General features: G+C 43.1%; 15 protein-coding genes. 11 read left to right on the top strand and 4 right to left on the bottom strand.

The genetic code is table 11. The annotated features are described in order from the left end of the window. The first annotated feature begins 205 nt into the window (after positions 1-205). Positions 206-1,372 carry an O-succinylhomoserine (thiol)-lyase gene (locus C9J41_RS12900; protein WP_107294671.1) on the top strand — a complete coding sequence of 389 codons (1,167 nt, stop codon included), beginning with the start codon at positions 206-208 and terminating at the stop codon, positions 1,370-1,372. Further along, positions 1,372-3,786, top strand: a complete 2,415-nt coding sequence (locus C9J41_RS12895) for a bifunctional aspartate kinase/homoserine dehydrogenase II (RefSeq protein ID WP_107207484.1) — start codon at positions 1,372-1,374, stop codon at positions 3,784-3,786. The genes C9J41_RS12900 and C9J41_RS12895 overlap by 1 nt, the downstream gene beginning before the upstream one ends. 137 nt (positions 3,787-3,923) lie before the next feature. On the opposite strand, the gene C9J41_RS12890 is transcribed toward C9J41_RS12895, so the two are convergent. Together C9J41_RS12890 and ppc are read right to left on the bottom strand one after the other, a co-directional pair. Further along, the gene (locus C9J41_RS12890) at positions 3,924-4,487 is read right to left on the bottom strand and encodes a PadR family transcriptional regulator (protein ID WP_107207485.1); all 564 of its coding nucleotides are present in this window, start codon (positions 4,485-4,487) and stop codon (positions 3,924-3,926) included. A gap of 409 nt (positions 4,488-4,896) precedes the next feature. Continuing rightward, positions 4,897-7,527, bottom strand: coding sequence for a phosphoenolpyruvate carboxylase (ppc, locus tag C9J41_RS12885; protein ID WP_107294670.1), 2,631 nt, complete (start codon positions 7,525-7,527; stop codon positions 4,897-4,899). Between the two features lie 625 nt (positions 7,528-8,152). Here ppc and argC point away from each other — a divergent pair. The 4 genes from argC (at position 8,153) to argH (ending at position 13,208) form a co-directional block, all read left to right on the top strand. Further along, entirely contained in the window at positions 8,153-9,166 is a 1,014-nt protein-coding gene (gene argC, locus C9J41_RS12880; RefSeq protein WP_107260635.1) for an N-acetyl-gamma-glutamyl-phosphate reductase, read from the top strand. Between the two features lie 10 nt (positions 9,167-9,176). Next, on the top strand, positions 9,177-9,956 hold the full coding sequence (gene argB, locus C9J41_RS12875; RefSeq protein WP_107294669.1) for an acetylglutamate kinase: 780 nt from the start codon (positions 9,177-9,179) through the stop codon (positions 9,954-9,956). A 73-nt stretch (positions 9,957-10,029) separates the two neighbouring features. Beyond that, positions 10,030-11,238, top strand: coding sequence for an argininosuccinate synthase (locus tag C9J41_RS12870; protein ID WP_045083862.1), 1,209 nt, complete (start codon positions 10,030-10,032; stop codon positions 11,236-11,238). 92 nt (positions 11,239-11,330) lie between these two features. Then, positions 11,331-13,208, top strand: a complete 1,878-nt coding sequence (gene argH, locus C9J41_RS12865) for an argininosuccinate lyase (protein WP_107247102.1) — start codon at positions 11,331-11,333, stop codon at positions 13,206-13,208. A gap of 153 nt (positions 13,209-13,361) precedes the next feature. Here argH and C9J41_RS12860 read toward each other — a convergent pair whose 3' ends face one another. Continuing rightward, the gene (locus C9J41_RS12860) at positions 13,362-14,090 is read right to left on the bottom strand and encodes a glutathione peroxidase (protein ID WP_107207490.1); all 729 of its coding nucleotides are present in this window, start codon (positions 14,088-14,090) and stop codon (positions 13,362-13,364) included. Positions 14,091-14,245: 155 nt separating this feature from the next. Here C9J41_RS12860 and oxyR point away from each other — a divergent pair, with 155 nt between their 5' ends. Then, a complete protein-coding gene (gene oxyR / locus C9J41_RS12855; RefSeq protein WP_005371846.1) occupies positions 14,246-15,157 on the top strand; it encodes a DNA-binding transcriptional regulator OxyR in 912 nt (303 codons plus the stop codon). 64 nt (positions 15,158-15,221) lie between these two features. Here oxyR and C9J41_RS12850 read toward each other — a convergent pair whose 3' ends face one another. Further along, on the bottom strand, positions 15,222-17,870 hold the full coding sequence (locus tag C9J41_RS12850) for a penicillin-binding protein 1A (RefSeq protein ID WP_107294668.1): 2,649 nt from the start codon (positions 17,868-17,870) through the stop codon (positions 15,222-15,224). A 148-nt stretch (positions 17,871-18,018) separates the two neighbouring features. Between C9J41_RS12850 and pilM the strand changes: the two genes are divergently transcribed. Genes pilM through C9J41_RS12830 form a run of 4 tightly spaced genes read left to right on the top strand, consistent with a single transcriptional unit; the run spans position 18,019 to position 20,739 of the window. Next, entirely contained in the window at positions 18,019-19,002 is a 984-nt protein-coding gene (gene pilM / locus C9J41_RS12845; protein ID WP_107294667.1) for a type IV pilus biogenesis protein PilM, read from the top strand. Then, positions 18,999-19,604, top strand: a complete 606-nt coding sequence (locus C9J41_RS12840) for a PilN domain-containing protein (RefSeq protein ID WP_107207493.1) — start codon at positions 18,999-19,001, stop codon at positions 19,602-19,604. The genes pilM and C9J41_RS12840 overlap by 4 nt, the downstream gene beginning before the upstream one ends. A gap of 1 nt (position 19,605) precedes the next feature. Next, entirely contained in the window at positions 19,606-20,220 is a 615-nt protein-coding gene (locus C9J41_RS12835) for a type 4a pilus biogenesis protein PilO (RefSeq protein WP_107247105.1), read from the top strand. A 3-nt stretch (positions 20,221-20,223) separates the two neighbouring features. Then, the gene (locus tag C9J41_RS12830) at positions 20,224-20,739 is read left to right on the top strand and encodes a pilus assembly protein PilP (protein WP_107294666.1); all 516 of its coding nucleotides are present in this window, start codon (positions 20,224-20,226) and stop codon (positions 20,737-20,739) included.

Genomic DNA, 20,739 nt, shown 5'->3' with positions numbered 1-20,739 from the left:
CATCGCGGTTTTGTCCCGTATTGAACAGAAAAATTACAGTAAGGTTGTTACCATTATTTTGTTATGGCTGAATTTTAGCGGGATTTACTGCCATAAGCAAAGACATATAGACGTCCAGATGTGTTGACGTCTTGTTTTGTAGTGGTTAAAGTTGTTATAAATTTATTATCTTGGGTTAAATCCTGCCCCGACAAGGAATGTTTGTATGAGTGATAAGCGACTGGCGACAATTGCAGTAAGAACCGGTATTGATGTTGACTCTCAATATAATGCTGTTGTTCCTCCTATTTATTTAACGTCGACCTATAGCTTTCCAGCTTTTGGCGAAGTACCGCAATATGATTATTCTCGTTCAGGTAACCCAACTAGAAATACGTTAGCTGACGCGCTTAGTGAGATGGAAGGCGGTGCAGGTGGTGTTGTTACCAGTTGTGGTACGGCTGCGATGAATTTATTAGTTACGGCATTATTAGGCCCTGATGATTTGATTGTTGCGCCGCATGATTGTTATGGCGGTACTCACCGATTATTTAATACTCGCGCCAATAAAGGTGACTTTAAGGTTGAGTTTGTTGACCAATCGGATCAAGAAGCACTTACAGCGGCTTTAGCGAAAAAACCTAAACTAATCTGGGTTGAAACGCCGTCTAACCCATTAGTGCGTGTGATTGATATTGCGGCGCTGTGTCAGCAAGCAAAAGCCGTGGGTTGTCTTGTTGCTGTAGATAACACTTTCTTATCGCCACTATTACAACAACCAATTGAATTAGGTGCCGACTTTGTTGTTCACTCAACAACCAAGTACCTCAATGGTCACTCGGATGTGGTTGGTGGGGTACTGATTTCAAAAGATGCCGAAATGGCAGAAAATATTGCTTGGTGGGCGAATTGCATTGGTGCAACTGGCGCACCATTTGATGCTTACCTAACTCTGCGAGGTCTACGTACATTATCACCGCGTATGAGAATGCATGAAGAGAATGGTACCGCGGTATTAAGTTACCTTCAGCAACAAGCGATGGTGGGTACTATTTATCATCCAAGCCTTCCATCCCATCCTGGTCATGAGATTGCCAAACGTCAGCAAAAAGGTTTTGGCTCTATGATGAGTTTTGAGTTTGCGGGTGATCAAGCCCAACTAGAAGTGTTTGTGAAAGAGTTAAAGCTGTTTTCACTGGCAGAATCATTAGGTGGTACTGAGAGCTTAATTGCGCATCCATCAAGTATGACTCACCGTGCAATGTCTGATGAAGCACAGGCAGAAGCGGGGATCACCACCTCATTATTACGTCTTTCGGTTGGTCTTGAAGACCCTAGTGATTTAATAGAAGATCTTGATCAAGCCTTTAAACTCGCGGCGGAGGCTCACTAATGACAAAAGCATTACGCCAATTACATAAATTTGGCGGTAGTAGCTTAGCTGATCCTGAGTGCTATCGCCGAGTAGCGGATATTCTGGCGGAGTATTCAAACAATGAAGATTTAATTGTTGTGTCAGCCGCGGGAAAGACAACAAACCAACTTATATTATGGTTAGCGCAATTAGAAAAAGATGGTCGTCAAGCCCATGAAACCTTGTTATCTGTCCGCAGTTATCAGCAACAATTAATTGAGTCTTTGCTTTATTCGCCGACAGCAGAACGTTTGATTGAATTACTACATGATGATTTATCAACCATTGCTCGTTATGGTGAAAGCCCTATTAGCCCTGCACTTCGAGGCACCATTCAAGGGTATGGTGAAGTATGGTCTGCGCGATTATTAGCGGCATTACTGTGCCAGCGTGACTTACCCGCCACAGATTTGGATTCTCGGTTATTTTTACGTGCCGAACATGCCGCACAGCCAGAAGTCGATAGCCGATCGTCGAAGCCATTATTACAACAGCAGTTTGCACAACATAGCCATCACCGCTTAGTGATCACAGGCTTTATGGCTCAAAATGAGCAAGGGGAAACTGTCTTACTTGGTCGTAATGGTTCAGATTACTCTGCGACAATCATTGGTGCATTAGCAGATGTTTCTCGAGTCACGATTTGGAGTGATGTGGCTGGAGTCTATAGTGCTGATCCACGTAAAGTTAGCGATGCCTGCCTATTACCGTTATTACGATTAGATGAAGCTAATGAGCTTGCTCGTCTTGCTGCCCCTGTTTTGCATAGCCGTACATTACAACCTGTGGCACAAAGTGCGATAGATTTAACATTGCGTTGTAGTCATCAACCTGAATCAGGCTCTACGCGAGTAGAGCGTGTTCTGGCATCGGGTCGAGGGGCAAAAATTGTCTCTTCGCTTGATGATGTGTGTTTGATTGAAGTTGATGTACCACGAGGTATGGATGTTCAACATGTACGCGAAGATGTTGAGCGTTTATTGTCGCGCCATCAATTAGCGCCTTTAGCGCAAAGCCTAGAGCAGAGTAAAGGCCGTATTATGCTGGCTTATACTCGAGAGGTGGTGAATGACGTATTAAATTTACTGCAAGATAGCGGAACACCTGCCGAATTACGGTTGCGAGAAGGCTTCTCAATGGTTGCTGCTGTGGGCGCTGGGGTGATCAATAACCCTATCCACTGTCATGGCTTTTATCAGCAGTTAAAAGGCTTACCGGTTGAGTTTATGACAGAAGCGGATTCGGGATTAAGTTTGGTTGCTGTATTGCGCCATGTCGAAACTGAAAGCTTGGTTAGTGATATTCACCAAGCGCTCTTTCAAGCTCAAAAACGAGTAGGGCTAGTACTTTGTGGTAAAGGCAATATTGGCACCCGTTGGCTTGAATTATTCGACCGAGAGAAATCAGCGTTAGAAAAACGTCATGGTTTAAGTTTTACTTTAATAGGGGTACTCGATAGTCGTCGTTGTTGGATGAACTTTACAGGTATCGATCCTTCGCTAGCACTGACACAATTTGAACAAGAAGCCATAGAGTATCAAGAGGGTGCGCTTTTCTCTCATCTTGCGAGTGCTGATTATGACGATGTGATTGTGCTTGATGTCACTGCAAGTTCCGAGCTGTCAAAGCGTTATGCAGAAATAGCAGAACACGGTTTGCACTTAATTTCAGCCAATAAAGTGGCGGGTTCCGCGAGCAGTAAAGATTATCATGCGGTGATTGATGCGTTTGCGAAAAGTAGCCGTCATTGGTTGTATAACGCGACGGTTGGTGCTGGGCTTCCGGTGAATCATACTGTCCGTGATTTACGAGAGAGTGGCGATCAGATCATCGCTGTTTCTGGTATTTTCTCAGGCACCTTGTCTTGGTTGTTCCAACAGTATGATGGCAGCGTGCCATTTTCTGAGTTAGTAGAACAAGCGTGGCAACAAGGACTCACTGAACCAGATCCTCGCCATGATTTAGATGGCAGTGATGTGATGCGTAAGCTCGTGATATTAGCCCGTGAATCAGGCCTAGAAATTGAGCCTGAACAGGTTAAAGTTGAAAGCTTAGTCCCAAGCGAACTGGCAGCATTATCTGTTGAGCAGTTTTTTGAACAAACTCAAGTGCTCGATGAGATTTTAGCCGAGCGATTAGAAAGTGCGCGTGAGGAAGACAAAGTGCTGCGTTATGTAGCTCGTTTAGATCGCCATGGCAACGCTTATGTTGGTGTTGAAGCCTTACCCCAAGAGCACGCGCTAGCTAATTTGCTTCCGTGCGATAATATCTTTGCCATTGAAAGCCATTGGTACCGTGATAATCCGTTAGTGATTCGAGGACCAGGAGCGGGGCGTGATGTAACTGCTGGTGCATTATTATCAGATATAAATCGTCTGGCCTGTTTACTGTAACGGTTTGATAAAATTTTAAAGCCCGCTTATTGTTAGCGGGCTTTTTATATTTAAAAGCAGCGTTGCGATTGGTTTGTGTCGTAAAAAATAAACCGCAGTAAACTGCGGTTTATTTATTTTATGAGAGAGATAAAGAACTACAGCGCAACAGGGCTGCCGTTACTGTCCATATCTTTTAGCTCAATAAGCACTTCTTCAGCCCAGTCAATCCAAGCTTGGCGGTTATGTAAACCACGACGAAGTGTTAAACGATCTAAGCGTTGTTGGCGGTCCATTGACTTATAATCGCTGAAATGAATTTTTTCTAGCTCTTTGTAATGGCCGATCAGTGTTTGAGATTCATCGATCAATGCAGCAAGTTGCTTTTGCATTGGCTCTGAATTGTGAACACCACAAACTAACAGCTTTGCTGAGAACTCATCGCGAGTTGTGGGATTACGTGCAGGTTCTTCAAACCAATTAAAGAGTGCTTGGCGACCGGCATCTGTAATGGCATAGACTTTACGATCAGGTTTACCCTCTTGAGGCTCAAGTCGACATGTTACTTGATCATTAGTCGCCATCTTATTCAGTTCACGATACACCTGTTGGTGACTCGCTTTCCAAAAATAGCCAATACTATGAGAAAACTCTTTAGTTATATCATAACCCGTTGCTTCTCTGTTGCTCAGCACGGTTAAAATTACGTGTGGTAGTGACATCTCTTCTATCCGTTAAATACGTCAAATAAAAATAACAACTGAACTAGATTACATACGCTTCGTAATGGCGTTTTTTATTTATAATCTTAATATCTTATAGTTCGGTTGAGACCGCATACAATATCATTAATTTGCTTAATATCGATACATCAAGATGAAATATCTGATGTACGGGCTTGCAAATTTATTATCTTGTGACCTTACTTCGATAGCGAAAAATCACTCGCACCATTAAAGGCTTAAACAATCTTATACATCATTGCTCATATCGAAGTTATAACTATCATAGCTCTGTTAAGAAACTTTATGCTGTATCAATATTGAGACAAAAAAGATTTTTCTTAACATATCGATAAATAACGGGAAAAAAAAGGGCCATCAAATGACCCTTATTAATTATTGCAATTTGCTATCCAGTATTTCGCATACCTGTTGCAATACCAGCAATAGTAACCATTAAGGCTTCTTCAAGTGCAGGAGGCAACTCTTCCTGCTGTCGAGTTCGATATAACAGTTCTGCTTGTAGCATATTAAGAGGCTCAACATAAATGTTGCGTAATCGAATTGATTCTGCGCCCCAAGGGTCTTGTTCCATTAAGTGATCGCTATTTTCAACCGTTAATACGGCCTTAATATCTTTACCTAATTGATCACGAAGCTTTTGACCTAATGGCCATAGAGATTCATCTGTTAGACGCTCGTCATAGTATTTAGCAATACCTATATTGGTTTTGGTGTAAACCATTTCAAGCATACCTAGACGTGTCGAGAAGAAAGGCCATTCTCGGCACATCTCTTCTAACAATTTCGTGTGGCCGTTGTTGATTGAATACTGAATAGCTTCACCAGCACCCAGCCATGCGGGTAGCAATAGGCGGTTTTGACTCCATGCAAAAATCCATGGGATCGCACGTAAGCTCTCTACACCACCTTGCGGGTTACGTTTCGCTGGACGAGAACCAAGAGGCAGTTTACCTAATTCAAGTTCAGGCGTCGCAGCACGGAAGTAAGGAACAAATTCAGGATCAACACGTACAACATTACGATAAGCTTCACAAGAGACTTCAGACAACACATCCATCAGTTCACGCCATTCTTGTTTAGGCGCTGGAGGCGGAAGTAGATTAGCTTCCAGTGTTGCACTCGCGTAAAGGCTTAAACTATTGATAGCGACTTCTGGTAAACCTAACTTAAAGCGGATCATTTCGCCCTGTTCGGTTACACGTAAGCCACCTTTTAAGCTGCGTGGTGGTTGGGATAACAGTGCAGCGTGAGCTGGTGCACCACCACGACCAATACTACCGCCACGGCCATGGAATAGGGTGATTTCAACACCAGCTTGTTCGCAAACATCAACCAGTTTTTCCATTGCGCTATATTGCGCCCAACCTGCCGACATTACACCCGCATCTTTAGCTGAATCTGAGTAGCCGATCATGACCATTTGGTGGTTTTGAATAAAGCCACGATACCAGTCAATATTCAGTAGTTGTTCAATCACATCTGCACCATTATTCAAATCATCAAGGGTTTCGAATAATGGACAGACATCCATTCTAAATGGACAGCCCGCTTCTTGCAGTAGTAAGTGAACAGCAAGTACATCAGAGGCCGTTCGCGCCATTGAAATGACGTATGAACCTAATGCTTCACGGGATTGATCAGCAATAGTTTTACAGGTTTCAATGACTTCTTTAACTTCTGCCGATGGCTCCCAATCACGAGGAAGGAGTGGGCGTTTTGATGATAGTTCACGAACAAGGAAAGCAATTTTATCTTGCTCGCTCCATTGGTCGTAATCACCCAGTCCAAGGTAACGAGTAAGCTCTGAAATTACATCTGAATGACGAGTACTTTCTTGACGAATATCTAAACGGACTAAGTGTACGCCAAAACATTTAACGCGACGTAATGTGTCAAGCAGTAGACCATCAGCAATGATAGCCATGCCACACTCATGCAATGATTGGTAACACGCATACAGTGGATCCCACAGCTCTGCAATATCTTCAATAATAATATCGGAGGCGGGTTTTTGACCATGAATCTTCGTATCAAGATTGTCACGAGTGTGAAGCAGCTTATTACGTAGTTGCTTTAGAATCGCGCGGTAAGGTTCATGCTCTTCGCCTGCAAGCTCACGCACCGTCTCGTTACACTGAGTCATGGATAATTCGTTGATTAACTCTTGAATATCATTGAGGTAAAGATCTGCCGCTTTCCAGCGTGATAAAGCGAGCACTTCACGTGTCACTTTCGAGGTAACAAATGGGTTACCATCTCGGTCTCCACCCATCCAAGAAGAGAAGGTGACAGGTGATGCGTCAAGAGGTAGGGCTTCGCCAAGATGTTGCTGTAATTTTTCATCAAATAGGCGAAGAAATTCTGGTACAGCTTGCCATAGTGAATTTTCAATAACGGCATAGCCCCATTTGGCTTCATCAATCGGGGTTGGGCGTTGCTGACGAATAACATCGGAGTGCCATGCTTGGGCAATAAGCTGTTCCAGGCGCTGTTCGATACGCGCGCGTTCAGAGGTTGATAGCTCGCTAAGTTCTAATTGAGATAAACATTTATTAATCTGTACCAATTTGTGAATCATGGTACGTCGGGCGATTTCTGTTGGGTGTGCTGTTAGCACCAAATCAATATTTAGTTCACGAACCGCTTCAATAGAATCAAGCTGATTGACGTCATTATCGGTCAGCTTATTAAATAGCTCATCGAGTGCATTAGGGCTGCATAGTGTGGTTTCACATTGACGAGAGATAGTATGGTATTGCTCTGCAATATTCGTGAGATTTAGGAATTGGCTAAAGGCGCGAGCAACTGGAAGTAATTGATCATCGGGTAAGTTCTGTAGCTCATCGATAAGCTTTGCACGATCTTCTTCACTACCAGAATGTGCTGATTTAGATAGTTTACGAATAGTTTCGACTTTATCTAACAGTTCGTCACCATGTGCCGTTTTAATGGTATTACCAAGCAGGTGGCCTAGCATACTTACGTTACTTTTTAACGTGCTGTATTTCTCATTCATATCGCATCCATCTCGTAATTTAGTTACATCCAATTTAAACTTCTAACAGACAATCTAGCCGTGATCTCACTTTGAGGTCAACTATCATTACATTTATAAGTGTTAAAACCACTCTACTTTGATTTTGGTCATAAATGCGATTGAAGTCTGTAATTTTGTTTCATTATTGCTCGTTTGCTAACAAATAACAGTTAGTAATAATATTGTCTCAAACTGATGTCAAATCGATGAATGATGAAAATGTTACAAAAAGATGAATAAAAAGTTTTAAAAAGGATGGCGAAAGTGAGGTTTTTAAGGCTTTTCTGTTGACAGTACGTTAATTAATCAGTAAACATATAAATGCAACGCAAACGAATAATTTATTGCTTTATTTAGCCGTAACCTGAGCAAGGAATGCCGGGTCTCCATTGTTAATTTAGGATGTTTTAACATGAACCAAGCGAAGCTTTTTACTCATACCTTCCGACGACGCTAAGTCATATTCGCTTGGTGCATATGCGCCCCTCATATTTGCTGTTTTCAGCACTCCTTGTTACACGTTACTGCTGCGAAAAATAAAGATTCAAGCCAGTTTTGCGCCTAAACGGTAACAACAATCATTAGACTAAAAATGGAATTTGTAATGTTAAAGACTTTAATTATCGGTGCAAGTGGCTATACCGGTGCAGAACTTGCGAAAATGGTGGTTAAGCATCCTCATTTAGAACTTGCGGGTTTATTTGTTTCTGAAAATAGCCTTGATGCGGGTAAACCGTTAAGTGATTTGCATGGTCAATTGAAAGGCATTGTTGATTTACCGTTACAACCGTTAATCAGTCCAAGTGATATTGCTAAAAATGCTGATGTTGTCTTACTTGCCACAGCCCACCAAGTCAGCCATGACCTTGCTGCTAGTTTCCTTAACGAAGGGTGTCAGGTTTTTGATTTATCCGGTGCGTTTCGTGTCAAAGGTGATGATTTCTATACCCAGTATTATGGTTTTGAACACCAGTACTCAAATTGGCTTGAACAAGCGGTTTATGGGTTAGCTGAATGGAATCATGATGCCATTGCTAAAGCTCAATTAATTGCCGTTCCGGGCTGTTATCCAACCGCATCACAATTAGCGCTTAAACCATTAATTGAAGCCGGTTTACTTGATACCGAGCAGTGGCCAGTGATCAATGCGGTCAGTGGGGTATCTGGTGCTGGTAGAAAAGCGACCATGACAAATAGCTTCTGTGAAGTAAGTCTCCAAGCTTACGGTTTATTTTCCCACCGTCATCAACCTGAAATCAGTACTCATCTAGGTCGCGACGTTATTTTTACCCCCCATCTTGGCAATTTTAAACGTGGCATTCTTGCAACGATTACAGCGAAGCTAGCACAAGGCGTTACGCTAGAGCAGGTAACGGAAGCATTGAACCTAGCATATGCATCTACAGCAGATAAACATGCGGTACGTCTTTTAGGAACACAAGCGGCACGTTTGCAAAATGTAGTGGGTACTTGTTTTTGTGATATTGGGTGGCACGTGGATGGTCAACATATCATTTTAACATCAGCGATTGATAACCTTTTAAAAGGGGCTTCTTCGCAAGCGATGCAGTGCATAAATATTCGAAATGGTTTCCCACAATTAACCGCTTTAGTGTAGGAGTTCGATGATGAGTCAGGTTCCATTGGTCATTAAATTAGGTGGTGCAGTACTTTCATGTACAGAAACCTTAGAAAAGTTATTTTCGGCGATTGATCATTATCAAGCTAATTCGCAGCGTCCATTAATGTTAGTGCACGGTGGCGGTTATTTGGTTGATGACTTAATGACAAAACTGCAACTACCGACAGTAAAAAAACAAGGTTTACGCGTAACGCCTAGTGATCAAATTGCTGTTATTGCTGGTGCATTAGCAGGAACTGCGAACAAATTACTTCAAGGACAGGCGATTAAGTCTGGCGTAAAAGCAGTCGGGCTCAGTCTGGCCGATGGGGGTTTATGCCAAGTGACGCAATTAGATCCTGAATTAGGTTCAGTGGGTAACGCTAAGCCGGGTAATGGCGCATTGATCACACAAATCATGGCTTCGGGTTATATGCCGATCATTAGCTCAATTGGTTTAGATGGGCAGGGCGAGCTGATGAATGTTAATGCCGACCAAGCCGCCGTTGCCGTTGCCGCCGCCGTTGATGGTGAATTGGTATTACTCTCTGATGTGAGTGGTGTATTAGATGGTGAAGGGCAGTTAATTGAAGCGTTAACAGAAGCTGAGGCTGAATCGTTAATTGAACAAGCGGTGATCACCGATGGCATGATTGTCAAAGTACGCGCCGCATTTGATGCTGCAAAAGCGCTAGGCCGTCCTATTGAAGTGGCGAGTTGGCGTTCCCCTGAAAAATTAACAGCACTATTTACTGGCGAGAGCATCGGTACCAAATTTACGTTGTAATTGAAATTAAGTTAACAATATTTAGCACATCGCCTAAACGGAATAACCGCAAGGCTGATAAGGAGAACAGCACATGAGCAAGATTAATAAAGTTGTATTAGCCTATTCTGGCGGTTTAGATACATCGGCTATCATTCCATGGTTGAAAGAAAACTATGACTGTGAAGTTGTCGCATTCGTGGCCGATGTGGGTCAAGGCGAAGAAGAGTTGGTCGGTATTGAAGAAAAAGCATTGGCTTCAGGAGCTTCATCTTGTTATATCGCCGATCTTAAAGAAGAGATGGTGAAAGATTATATCTATCCATCACTAAAAACTGGTGCGGTGTACGAAGGTAAATACCTACTGGGTACTTCAATGGCGCGTCCAATTATTGCTAAAGCACAAGTTGAATGTGCATTAGAAGTGGGTGCTGATGCGTTATGTCACGGTTGTACTGGTAAAGGTAACGATCAGGTACGTTTTGAAGGTGCATTTGCCGCACTAGCACCACAGCTTAAAGTGATTGCTCCTTGGCGTGAATGGGATCTACGTAGTCGTGAAGCACTGTTAGATTACCTTGCTGAGCGTGATATTCCATGTACCGCATCGCTTGAAAAAATTTACTCTCGTGATGCGAATGCTTGGCACGTATCAACAGAAGGTGGGGTGCTAGAAGATACGTGGAATGCACCAAACGATTTGTGTTGGGTTTGGACAAAAGATCCAGAGCAAGCACCAGATCAAGCTGAAACGGTAACACTTAAGATTGAACAAGGTGAAGTGGTTGCGGTTGATGGTGAAGCAATGACGCCATACAACGTGCTAACGTACCTCAATGAAAAAGGTATCGAGCATGGTGTTGGTCGTATCGATATCGTCGAAAACCGCTTAGTAGGTATGAAGTCTCGTGGTTGTTATGAAACACCAGGGGGCACAATTATGATGGAAGCGCTACGTGCGGTTGAGCAGCTCGTACTGGATAAAGAATCGTTCGATTTCCGTCAAACGCTAGGTCTTAAAGCGTCGCACCTTATTTATGATGGTCGTTGGTTTACGCCATTATGCCAGTCATTAATTGCAGCAGCTGATGAGCTAGCAAAAGATGTGAGTGGTGAAGTGGTTGTTAAACTGTACAAAGGTCAAGCAACCGTGATTCAGAAACGCTCAACTAACAGCTTATATTCGGAAGAGTTTGCGACCTTTGGTGAAGATGATGTTTATGATCACAGCCATGCTGGCGGTTTCATTCGTCTTTACTCACTAGCAAGTCGTATTCGTGCTTTAAATAGCCAAAAGAAATAACCAAAACAATCACGGGGCTCCCTACTTAAGCCCCGTTTGATCACGCCATAACAAGATAAGCAAGTCGATACGTAGAGCAAAGGAGAGGTACCATGGCATTATGGGGCGGACGTTTTAGTCAGGCAGCTGACACACGGTTTAAACAATTCAATGATTCACTGCGTTTTGACTATCGTCTAGCAGAACAAGATATTGTTGGCTCAATCGCATGGTCTAAAGCCCTACGTCAGGTCGATGTATTAACTGAGCAAGAGCAGCAAAAGCTTGAGTTAGCATTGAATGAACTAAAGCTCGCTGTGATGGAAGATCCGGAGCAAATTTTATGCTCAGATGCGGAAGATATTCATAGTTGGGTCGAGCAACAGCTGATTGCCAAAGTCGGTGATCTTGGTAAAAAGCTTCATACCGGACGTTCACGTAATGATCAGGTGGCGACAGATTTAAAATTATGGTGTCGTCAGCAAGGTCAGCAATTGCTATTAATGCTAGACCGCTTACAGCAGCAGTTAGTGACAGTCGCCCGTGCTCATCAAGCTACGGTTCTACCGGGCTACACTCACTTGCAACGTGCTCAGCCTGTGACATTTGCCCATTGGTGCTTAGCCTATGTTGAGATGTTTGAGCGTGATTATTCTCGTTTAACTGATGCGCTCGAACGTTTAGACACCTGTCCGTTAGGCTCTGGCGCATTGGCAGGTACAGCCTATCCGATTGATCGTGAAGTGCTGGCGCATAGCTTAGGCTTCCACCGTGCAACACGTAATAGCTTGGATTCAGTATCTGATCGCGATCATGTGATGGAGCTGCTTTCTACCGCTTCTATTTCTATGCTGCATCTATCACGTATGGCAGAAGATTTGATCTTCTACAACTCAGGTGAATCTAACTTTATTGAGCTGGCAGATACGGTGACATCAGGATCATCTTTGATGCCACAGAAGAAAAACCCAGATGCATTAGAGCTTATTCGTGGTAAATGTGGTCGTGTTTATGGCGCGATGACTGGCATGATGATGACAGTGAAGGCGTTACCGCTTGCGTATAACAAAGATATGCAAGAAGACAAAGAAGGCTTGTTTGATGCCCTCGATAGTTGGCATGACTGTATGGAAATGGCGGCGTTGTGTTTTGATGGCATCAAGGTTAACAAAGACCGTACTTTAGAAGCGGCTATGCAAGGTTACTCGAATGCGACAGAGCTTGCAGATTACTTAGTGGCGAAAGGCATTCCATTCCGTGAAGCACACCATATTGTTGGTGTTGCTGTAGTTGCTGCCATTGCTAAAGGTTGCGCACTAGAAGAGTTATCACTTGAGGAGATGAAGCAATTCTCTGAAGTAATTGATGACGATGTATATCCAATTCTGACTATTGAATCGTGTTTAGATAAGCGTTGTGCACTGGGTGGTGTGGCACCCAATCAAGTGGATTACGCCATTGGTCAGGCTGAAAAAAGGTTAGAGAAACGTTATTCGCCAAGTGTGAAAGTGCGTGGTGCTCGTTTAACGGATCTTGATGCGATTGAAGGTATGGTGGTGTACTGGGCGGGGCTGGGTGAGAACCTACCACGTAACCGAAACGAATTAGTCCGAGATATTGGCTCATTTGCGGTTGCGGAGCATCATGGTGTCGTCACAGGTTGTGCGTCGTTATATGTCTATGATTCAGGGCTTGCGGAAATTCGTTCGCTAGGTGTTGAAGCGGGTTGGCAGCAACAAGGGCAAGGTAAAGCAATTGTTGAGCACTTGCTTGAAAAAGCCGAACAAATGGCAATTAAGAAAGTCTTTGTACTAACACGTGTTCCTGAGTTCTTTATGAAACGTGGCTTTACCCCGACATCAAAATCATTACTGCCAGAAAAGGTAATGAAAGATTGCGATCGTTGTCCGCGTCAACATGCCTGTGATGAAGTCGCGCTTGAAGTGCGATTGGATCAAGAGCAGCGAATTCCGACGGTTAATGTTGCTTGACGATGACTATGCCAATTATCTAGATCAAAAAAAGCCCTCATCAGAGGGCTTTTTATTTGGAGAGTTGTTGCGGTTTTGTTTTGGCTCACCAATTAAACTGCAGGTTTTAATTGATGAACAATCTGGACCACAATCCAGACAATACTTGAAAACTTAGCCTAGGTAAGTTTCTAGCTCTTCGCTACCACCGATGTGTTTACCACCGATGAATACCTGAGGAACAGTACTACGACCCGTAATTGCACGTAAAGAAACGGTTGTCGCATCTTTGCCTAGAATAATTTCTTCATACTGTAGACCTTTGTCGATCAAGTTCTGTTTTGCTTTCACACAGAAAGGGCAACCAGGTTTAGAGAATACGGTAATTGATTCTTGTAGCTTTTGTTCTGGTGCGATGTACTTCAGCATAGTGTCTGCGTCAGACACTTTGAATGGGTCGCCTGGCTCTTCGTTTTCAACGAACATTTTTTCAACAACACCATTTTTAACTAGCATGCTGTAACGCCATGAACGCGCACCAAAACCTAGGTCATCTTTCTCAACAAGCATGCCCATGCCTTTCGTGAACTCACCATTACCATCGGGAATGAAAGTGATGTTTTCAGCGTGTTGATCGGCTTTCCATGCATTCATTACGAACGTATCGTTTACCGATACACATAGGATGTCATCCACACCATTCTCAGCAAATACTGGGGCTAACTCGTTGTAACGAGGTAAGTGGCTTGAAGAACATGTTGGTGTAAATGCGCCAGGTAGACTAAATACGACAACGGTCTTATTAGCGAATAAATCTTCAGTTGTTACGTCAACCCACTGATCACCTTTGCGTGTGTGGAAAGTAACTTGTGGTACAGCCTGACCTTCTTTAGATGCGAACATAATGTAATCCCTTAAAAATATAAATGAGTCTGATGTAATCGGAGTGCTTAATCACTTGCTCCGTTTACTGTAGTTATTATGTAACTTTACTCTTGATAGCTCCAATCGTTTACTGCTATGGTTTCAATAGTCAAATCCTATTATAAGACATGCTAATGAATATTCGTGATCTGGAATATCTTGTTGCTCTTTCTGAGCACAAACATTTTCGTAAAGCAGCCGAAGCCTGTTACGTCAGCCAGCCCACATTAAGTGGACAAATTAGAAAACTAGAAGATGAGCTAGGTGTTTCATTATTAGAAAGAACTAGCCGTCGAGTATTGTTCACTGACGCAGGTCTGAGTTTAGTCGCTCAAGCGCAGAAAGTGTTGCTTGAAGTCAAAATACTTACAGAACTTGCTAGTGTGCAAGGAGAAAGTATGTCGGGACCGCTGCATATTGGTTTTATTCCAACGGTTGGCCCGTACCTTCTACCGCAAATTATCCCAAGTTTGAAAGAAGCATTTCCTGAGTTAGAACTTTTTTTACATGAAGCGCAAACTCATCAATTGGTACAGCAGTTAGAAGAAGGCAAATTAGATTGCATTATTTTAGCTGCGGTAAAAGAAAGTGAACCGTTCATTGAGTTGCCGCTCTATGATGAGCCGATGATGTTAGCTGTGCCTGAAACACATAAATGGGCGAGTGAAAAAGATATTGATATGTCTTTGTTGCACGGCGAAAGTTTATTGATGCTAGAAGACGGACACTGTTTACGTAATCAAGCTCTTGGTTTTTGTTTTGCAGCAGGCGCGCGTGATGACGGTCGCTTTAAAGCCACCAGTTTAGAAACGTTACGTAACATGGTTGCAGCGGGCAGTGGCATTACGTTACTACCACAATTGGCAAGCCCGAAAGAGCATTGCCGTGATGGGGTGTGTTATATCGCAGCGAAACATCCTCAGCCAACGCGTTTGATCACATTAGCCTATCGTCCAGGCTCGCCACTTAAAGCGCGATATGAAAAGCTAGCTGAAGTGATCAAAGAAAAAATGCCAGAAGTTTTTGCCAAACATACTCAGCCATAATCTCTGTTTACTGAAATAAAAAAAGAGCGCTCAATGAGCGCTCTTTTTATATATGTAACAGCGTTTAGAACAACTCTTCAGCCGTTTCTGTATCAAATTTTTGCTCTGATACCGCTTGCTGTACAGAGCGTGTCGGCTCAGTACCTTTAATGAAATACTCATACATTGAGCTTGCATCATTACGGTTTGAAAGCTGACCTGTTGCACGGTCAATACGCACTTTTACAATATCACTTGGAATTTGCTTTTCTTGTTCAGGGGTATTTTTCAACGCCTGACGCATAAAGTTAATCCATGCAGGTTGTGCAGCATTACCACCGAACTCACCACCGATTGTTTGGTTCTTACCCAGGTTATTATTCCAGCTAGTGCGACCTAATTCACGGCGATGATCATCAAAGCCAACCCAAGTCGTTGCCACAATATTTGGGCCATAACCTGTGTACCATGCATCCTTCGCGTTATTGGTTGTACCTGTTTTACCACCAATATCATGACGTTTTAGTACTCTTGCACGCCAGCCTGTCCCATATAGATGCCCTGGCTCACCCCAAATGTTACTGTTGAGCATTTCACGTACAAGGAACGCATTTTGCTCGCTGATCACCTCTGGTGCGTAGCGAACGGGTGGCATAGATATTACTTTTTCAAGATCTGCTGGCGTTGGTTTTTCAGTTTCAGTCGGCGCTGTGGTAGTTACTGTTTTAGTTGCCGTAGTAGTTGCCGTAGTAGATGCTGTGGTATCTGTTGATTGATCGAATTTATGATCTTCAACAGCAGTTGCCATTGCCACTTGCATCTTCGCTTGTGGATTTTTAGCTTGGCATGCATCGTTACAAACAATGGCAGGATCAGCGTAGTAAATTAACTGGTCATCATTGTTATCAACCTTGTTAATTAAGAACGGTTCAACAGCATAACCACCATTAGCAAATACAGAGTAACCTTGTACAAGTTCCAGTGGCGTTAAACTACCAGCACCAAGCGCAATAGGCTCTGCGCGAGGTAAATCTGCACGTTTAAAACCAAAACGAGTAAGATAATCAATGGTGAAATCCAGCCCAGCAATACGTAGTGCACGAATTGCCATTACGTTAATTGAGCGAGCCAAGCCGATACGAGCACGGGTAGGACCACCGTATTTACCATCAGCATTCTTAGGACGCCATGCCGTACCTTGCCACTTATCCCACTTAGTAATTGGCGCATCATTAATGAGAGTTGCAAGGGTTAAGCCTTTCTCTATGGCTGCAGAGTAAATAAATGGCTTAATACCAGAGCCGACCTGACGAATAGATTGCGTTGCACGGTTGAACTTACTTCGGGTGTAGTTAAAACCACCGACCATTGCTAACACGGCACCATTTTCGGGTGACATTGCAACAAAAGACGTATTTGCTGCAGGAACTTGGCTAAGTAGCCATTGATTCGTCGTGACTGTAGCACCGCCTGTTTTATCACTCACAACATTTTGGTTATGTTGAACCCAAATTTGTTGACCTGCAGTAAGAATGTCGCTGGCTTTTTGGGGAGCGGGACCCTGACTTGAGTCAGAAAGGAATTTGCGAGCCCATTTCATACCATTCCAATCGATAGTGGCAATATCACCATTTTTAGTCACGATAGCTGCGGTTTTACCATCAACTTTCGTTACGACAGCAGGGATAAGTTTGCCATAGATAGGCTGATCTTGAAGTTTATTTACAATTTGATTGGCATTTAATGCCGGCTGTCCTGGCTTCCAAAGAACCGCTGTAGGACCACGGTAACCATGGCGTTGGTCATAACTTAGCAGGTTGTTTACTGCGGCTTGCTGGGCATCAAGCTGAAGTTTGCTATTGATGGTCGTATATACCTTCATGCCTTTTTCATACGCAGCCGGACCATAGCGATCCACCATCCATGCACGAGCACGCTCTGCAACATAAGGTGCGTAAAGTTGAATTTCTGCGCCATGATAGTGAGAGACTATAGGTTCAGCGCGCGCAGCATCCATTTGTGCTTTGGTGATGTAGCCCTCTTCAAGCATACGTCCTAAAACAACATTACGACGAGTTGTTGCTCGGTCAATGGAATAAATTGGGTTCATTGTGGATGGCGCTTTTGGCAGGCCCGCAATAACTGCAATTTCAGATAACGTTAGTTGATCAACGGTTTTACCGAAATAGACTTGCGCTGCTGCACCTACACCATAAGCGCGATAGCCGAGGTAAATTTTGTTTAAATAGAGATCAAGAATTTGATCTTTAGTCAGTAGCTTTTCAATATGAATAGCAATGAAAGCTTCTTTGATTTTACGCATGATTGTCTTCTGATTGGATAAGAAGAAATTTCGTGCGAGCTGTTGAGTAATAGTACTGGCCCCTTGACGAGCAGAGCCTGATGTCAAGACGACAAAAGCTGCACGGGCAATACCGATAGGATCGACGCCTGGGTGCTCATAAAAACGACTGTCTTCTGTCGCAATAAAAGCTTCCTGCATAAGAAGAGGAATTTGATCTAATTTAAGAGGTATACGTCGCTTTTCACCAAACTGTGAGATCAGTTTACCATCTTCGCTATACACCTGCATCGGTGTTTGCAGCTCGACATTTTTTAACGTTGCTACATCTGGAAGGTCAGGCTTTACATACAGGTAAAAGCCAAAAATAGTACCAACTCCAAGAATTATGCAAATTAATGCAAGTATTAGTAATCGCTTTATGAACTTCACTTGAGATTTCCCGTTACGCCATCGTGCTAATTGTCATTATCCATTATCTTTTAATTACTAGTATAAAGATAACAAAAAGAAAATTAATGCCGTTGATGGTGTTTATTCGAAATAGTTTGTTTTTTCGCCACATGGGAGCATAACACGGATGTTTCGGAACCCATTAAGTATTGGGGTAGATATTGGTAGCCATAGCATAAAAGCTGTGGCGCTACAGCAGAAAAAAGATCAGTTTGAATTGGCTGCATACGCTGAAGTTGAATTAACCAAATCGGTAATCAATGAACAGCATAATGTAAATGCGACAGCGCTGTTGTCAGCAATACGTCAATTAAAGAAACAACTGCCGTGGCAAGCCAAAAACGTTACTTTAGCCTTACCTGATAGTGCTGTTATCAGCAAAGTTGTTCAACTCGATACCAGTCTCAATGAAGATGAGGCTGAGTTTGCTATCGTCCAAGCATTGGGCGCTGCGTCCCCTTTTCCTGTCGAAGAGTTGTGGTTTGATTACTTCCCCATGGTGAGTGAACGTTTCTCAGAAGCTGCCACTACAGCACCATATCAAGTCTTTGCTTCTCGTAAAGAAACCATCGATAGCCGCGTTACTGTTTTAAAGAAAGTTGGCTTTAAACCAAAAGTCGTTGAATTACAGACCAACGCATTGTTATGGCTAACCGAATATTTAGCTGAGATAGGCAGCCAGTATACGCAGTGGGGACTGGTTGATGTCGGTAAATGCCACACAGAATTTTGCATGAAACCGGAAGGTAGCAATGCTTACCACCGTGAAATTCGCTTTGGTACTAGTCAATTTGAGGATTCACCATATCAACAAGAGGCTGAAGAAGAGAATACTGTTGAGCGTTTTACCGAGCAATTTGCTGAACAATTAAAACGCCAAATCCAGCTTTATAACTCAACACATCCTCGCTGTAGCATTAAAGGATTATGGCTTGCTGGTGGTTGTCAGTCCTTGATTTCAGATGCGCTATTAAAGCAGTTAGTGGGACTAGAGGTTGTTTGGATCAAACCGTTTGAACATTTTAGCCAGCCGAAGAAAGTGACATTACCGATTGATATGTCGAGTCAATATGCTGTCGCGACAGGATTAGCGTTACGGGGGATGGCATGATCGATAAATTAAACCTTCTGCCATGGCGTGAGGAACGTCGTAAGCAACATAAACAGCGTTTTATTGGGCTTATGGCTTCTGCGGTGTTGGTTGCGTTTTTAGCGAATTATGGGGTAGTTCAATACCTAGATTTGCAGCAACAACAGCAACAAGCCCGTAATGACCAATTTCAACAGGAAATTGATTTACTCGAAAAACGATTAGCCTTTCTACCTAAGTTAGAAGAGCAGCGTAAAGCGATTCAGCTGAGGCTAAACGTGATTGCTGATATTCAACAATCACGTAATCGCGCAACGCAGTTATTGAATCAATTACCGAATGTTGTACCTGGCGGTGTCTATCTTGAATCATTAAATTTGAACTCACAACGAGTCGGCATTAAAGGGGTGGGGGATTCTAACGGTCACTTAGCCGCATTACTGGGTGGGGCAGAGCAATCTAAATGGTTCATTAATGTTGATATGCATTCATTGGTGACAACCAAAGGTAGTCAGTCTGAACAGCTTTCTCAGTTCAATGCTTCTTTTGATTTAACTGTGCCTTCTTTTGCGCAACCAAAAGTAAATAAAGTCGCAAAAAAAGACATTAATAAGGGGAAGTGATATGGCTGATTGGCAAGAACTTGAATTAGATGAAATCACTGAATGGCCTTTGCTGCCTCAATGTATTGTGGCAACGGTCTTGGCTGTGGCGTTAAGCGCGTTTGGTTATTGGTATTGGGTTAGCCCTAAAAATGATCAGCTTGAACAAATGAAACAAAAAGAGCAGACCCTTAAGTCCCAGCTAGTCAGTCGAGCTTCACAAGTCGCTGCACTGCCTCGGGTTAAAGAGCAAGTTGCAGAATTAAACCGCCGTTACAATGAAATGATTGAGCAGTTGCCGGAAGAGCAAGAACTAGCGAGTTTGCTCGCGGGAATTAATGATATCGGTGTCAACAATGGTTTGGTGTTTCAATCAATCAAATGGGCACCCAGAGTTGAGCACGAGTTATATTACGAATTACCTATCAATATGCAGTTGACGGGGAATTACGAGCAAATTGGTAAGTTTGCGGAAGCTATTGCGCGCTTGCCTCGTATTGTGAACTTAAACAATGCTGAGCTAAGTCGCGTTAAGCCGTTAGGTCAGCCTGATGAAACCTTGTCTTTGAAAGTCTCTGCAACGACCTATCGTTTCAAGACACCAAGCCAAGAAAAGAACAATAGTGATGAGGGCTAAGCTATGAAAAAAGTAGTGTGGTTATTACCTATTGTTATTGGTTTAGTGGGGTGTCAGGCCAATGATGATTCTGTCGCAGAGTTTATCGCAACGACCCATAACGAAGCAAAAGCGCGAGTTAAGCCTTTGCCTGAGCCTTTTGTCTTTGAGGCTGAAAAGTTTGTAATGACCAGCAAACGAGTACCGTTTGTTAAACCAATTCCAGAGCAGTTGCTGGCCAAGAAAGAGACGGGCGAGTGTTGGCAACCACAACTTGATCGTCAACTCAGTAAACTTGAAAACTTTGCGTTAGCAAAACTCTCAATGAAAGGGGCAATTGGAAACAAAAAGCAACTTTGGGGACTAGTTTTTACACCTGAAGGCGACTTGATGAAAATTAAGCCCGGTCAATATATTGGTCTTAATCGCGGCAAGGTACTTACAGTTAGCGACAAAGTAATTGAAATCGAAGAAACATTACCAGATGGCAAAGGATGTTGGCTTAAACGACCGACTAAACTGGCGCTAGTTCAGCAGTAA

Source organism: Photobacterium sp. GB-50, from assembly GCF_003026755.1.
Lineage (GTDB): Bacteria > Pseudomonadota > Gammaproteobacteria > Enterobacterales > Vibrionaceae > Photobacterium.
Note: the sequence above shows the minus strand (reverse complement) of the source record. Positions and strands in the feature narration are given on the sequence as shown.

Coding starts and splice junctions, on each gene's coding strand:
- C9J41_RS12900 (WP_107294671.1), top strand. CDS start 206: ATGAGTGATAAGCGACTGGCGACAATTGCAGTAAGAACCGGTATTGAT.
- C9J41_RS12895 (WP_107207484.1), top strand. CDS start 1,372: ATGACAAAAGCATTACGCCAATTACATAAATTTGGCGGTAGTAGCTTA.
- C9J41_RS12890 (WP_107207485.1), bottom strand. CDS start 4,487: ATGTCACTACCACACGTAATTTTAACCGTGCTGAGCAACAGAGAAGCA.
- ppc (WP_107294670.1), bottom strand. CDS start 7,527: ATGAATGAGAAATACAGCACGTTAAAAAGTAACGTAAGTATGCTAGGC.
- argC (WP_107260635.1), top strand. CDS start 8,153: ATGTTAAAGACTTTAATTATCGGTGCAAGTGGCTATACCGGTGCAGAA.
- argB (WP_107294669.1), top strand. CDS start 9,177: ATGAGTCAGGTTCCATTGGTCATTAAATTAGGTGGTGCAGTACTTTCA.
- C9J41_RS12870 (WP_045083862.1), top strand. CDS start 10,030: ATGAGCAAGATTAATAAAGTTGTATTAGCCTATTCTGGCGGTTTAGAT.
- argH (WP_107247102.1), top strand. CDS start 11,331: ATGGCATTATGGGGCGGACGTTTTAGTCAGGCAGCTGACACACGGTTT.
- C9J41_RS12860 (WP_107207490.1), bottom strand. CDS start 14,090: ATGTTCGCATCTAAAGAAGGTCAGGCTGTACCACAAGTTACTTTCCAC.
- oxyR (WP_005371846.1), top strand. CDS start 14,246: ATGAATATTCGTGATCTGGAATATCTTGTTGCTCTTTCTGAGCACAAA.
- pilM (WP_107294667.1), top strand. CDS start 18,019: ATGTTTCGGAACCCATTAAGTATTGGGGTAGATATTGGTAGCCATAGC.
- C9J41_RS12840 (WP_107207493.1), top strand. CDS start 18,999: ATGATCGATAAATTAAACCTTCTGCCATGGCGTGAGGAACGTCGTAAG.
- C9J41_RS12835 (WP_107247105.1), top strand. CDS start 19,606: ATGGCTGATTGGCAAGAACTTGAATTAGATGAAATCACTGAATGGCCT.
- C9J41_RS12830 (WP_107294666.1), top strand. CDS start 20,224: ATGAAAAAAGTAGTGTGGTTATTACCTATTGTTATTGGTTTAGTGGGG.